This is a genomic window from Candidatus Gracilibacteria bacterium (assembly GCA_041661045.1).
GTDB lineage: Bacteria > Patescibacteriota > Gracilibacteria > UBA1369 > 2-02-FULL-48-14 > 2-02-FULL-48-14.
This window is the reverse complement of sequence record JBAZVE010000003.1, coordinates 1-2645: the sequence shown is the minus strand read 5'-3', so window position 1 is coordinate 2645 and position 2645 is coordinate 1. Positions and strand designations below refer to the sequence as shown.

The 2645-nt window shown below is 48.2% G+C and carries 1 protein-coding gene; it reads right to left on the bottom strand.

Features of this window, described 5'->3' with window-relative positions; genetic code table 25:
* Nucleotides 1-152 precede the first annotated feature (152 nt).
* On the bottom strand, nt 153-2645 hold a 2493-nt coding region (locus tag WC777_06405; GenBank protein ID MFA6024792.1), incomplete at its 5' end, for a carboxypeptidase regulatory-like domain-containing protein.

Below are 2645 nucleotides of genomic sequence, written 5' to 3'. Positions count from 1 at the left end.
GGGTTAGTTTGTTGATGCCCGGAAGCGAGGTGAAGATGTGCAGCAGAATTGGCATGGCAACATACAGCGCCACTATTTTATACGTGCTTGGTTCTTTTAATTTTTCTATTGGTTCTTTTGAACTCATATTGATATTGTATCTTAAAAATTAGTTAATTGATATTGGGGTTGGATCGACTCGTTCACTTTATCTCCGGTACCAAAGACCAGTTAACGGCCAAGAGCTTGGGATTCCAAGAACGGAATTTCAGACGCGGTTCCATGTGTGGGCGGTACCCTTCTTTGGTAACATGAATACTGTACGTGCCGGGGTTGGGCATAAAGAAGAACTGTCCTTTGGAGTTGGTAACTTTGGTGGCCACCAACCGGTTGGTTTTGAAATCAAAGACCCGCACCAGCGCCAAACTGACAGGTTGTTTGGTGCTAAGGTCGGTAATCGTGCCAAGTGTCTTGGGATGAGAGCGTTGCAAAATTATTTTGGCAACAATGAGCAGGGCATAGAAGACTTCGATCCAGAAGTTCAAGACGGAAGGAGTGGTAATAAAGAGATAGGTGTTCCAAGCGGTACCGGCAAGTAAAATGGGCCAAGAAATAAGCAAGAGGAAACGTTCGAAGAACTGCAAGATGATCATGAAGAAGGAAAGCAACCGGTTGAGTTGACGTTCTTCCGGACGAAGAACAATCACAATGGAAAGCAGCTGCTCCAAGCTGGAAGAAACAACAGGAGTGCCTTGGTAGACGGAATTGTTATCAAACAGACCGAACGGTAACGGTTGATCGTTAAGTCGCCAGCCGGGCTTTGTCACCTTAAAGAGATACTTGCCCGGTTCCACAAAGGAAGAGAAAGAACCGTCTTTGCCGGAAAGCGATGTTTCCACCACTTTGCCGCGTTCGGCATCGATGATACTCACCAACGCTCCTTGGATCGGTGAACCGTCGATGGCGCTTAATACTTTGCCCCACGGTTTGCGCCGTTTGTGAACAGCCAGCAGGCCCAATAATATTTGGAACATGGCACGCGACAGATACGGAATTTGCGCGAGCACATTGGGGAGAAAAGAAGTGAAGAGAGAAATTAGCGAGGCAAAAGAAATGATCGTGGCGCCGGCGGTAACATAAACGTCCACGGTATCGGTGCGTTGGGTAACTTGCATACAAGGACCCGCGTCAATGACTTCTGTTTTCTGCGATACGTTTTGCGCGGGAGGCGGCATGGGAATTTTGGGCTGGACAATTTTGTTGCCGATGGTCGACTGCTTGTTCTTGATGTGGAACAAATCATTTAAGAAGCTCTCGTTTTTTTGCGCCATGGACAAACGGTTGTCTCGACCGGCCAACAGAATGTTTTTGAAGAAATCAAGGAAGGACAGTTTGGGGATGGTGTGGGTAACAATGTTTCTAAGCACGCGCACGGTGGAAGAAATCGCGCAGTTCACCGAGTCGAGTGTTTTTTGCGGGAAACCAATTTGGAGCAAGGCGGTATTTAAATTCTCCGCTTGTTTTTCTCTGCGGGTGATTTCGTTTTTTTGCAGTTCTTGCAATTGCAAATCTTTGGGCGTTTTGGAAGGCGTTTCCCCTTTTTCAATCGTCTCGATGATTTCCGGAATGGTTGGGGGCGGAGTGGGATCGATGATAATGCCGCCGTCTTCCGTGCCTTTCACGACAAATGTTTTGGTGATGGTACGGGCGTTGCCCGCGTTGTCGGTCACAACAAGAATGAAGGTGTATGTACCATTGGGAAGATTAACAGGAGTGGTGAAGGTAACGATTTGTTGTCCGTCATCCAAATCGAAAGATTGCGTAAAGACTATTCGTGGTGCAATAGGCACGCCAAGCAAAGAACGGTTTTCTTTAACTGTGAAGTCTCCCAAAACTAAGCCGGAACCTCCATCGGTGAAAGTGAGAGTGAAAGTGGGACTATTGGAATCGGTGGAAAAATCAACATCCACGCCGGCGGTAGAGCCCTGAATAGCCGTTACGGCATCGGGAGAAGTGACATCAATCGAAAAGCTCCATGCATTGGAAATGGCGGTACCGCCTTGGCTGTCCGTGGCTCTCACAAGCCAAGTGTGTGATCCTTCTTCGAGTAAGTCATCATCAGTGATGTCCACGGTGATGTTGTCTTGACTGCCGGAGACTTTGGCTTGAGATAATGTTTGATCTTCACCGACACCCAAGTTGGGAATAGAGATTGTGTCACCGGTATTAAAGACAATTGTATAACTGCTGATAGTGGCGCCGTTTTCTTCACTGCGTTTGAACGTGAAAGATGGCAACAGTGTATTAAAGTATGCACCATTTTGGGGGCTCACCAGTGTGGGGGATGTAACCGCGGCCGGATTTTCGTCCGTGGTGGCGGAAGCAACCGAGGAATAAGCGGAACTGCCGTTACTGTTATACGCAAGAATCTTGCGAGAGTATGTGGTGTCCGCCGTTAAACCGGTTTCGGTGTAGCTTGTGGCACTGGCAGCGATGGTGGCAATCAGAGTGCCGGTACTGCTGTATAGCTTGAAGCCCGTTTCGTTGGAGGAATTGTCTGTCCAAGTCCAAAGAATACTGGTATCGGAAGCGGCCACACCCAGAAGCCCGGAGGGAGCAGTGGGAATGGCAGGAGTGGTAACAGAGACGGTATTGGAATAAGTGGA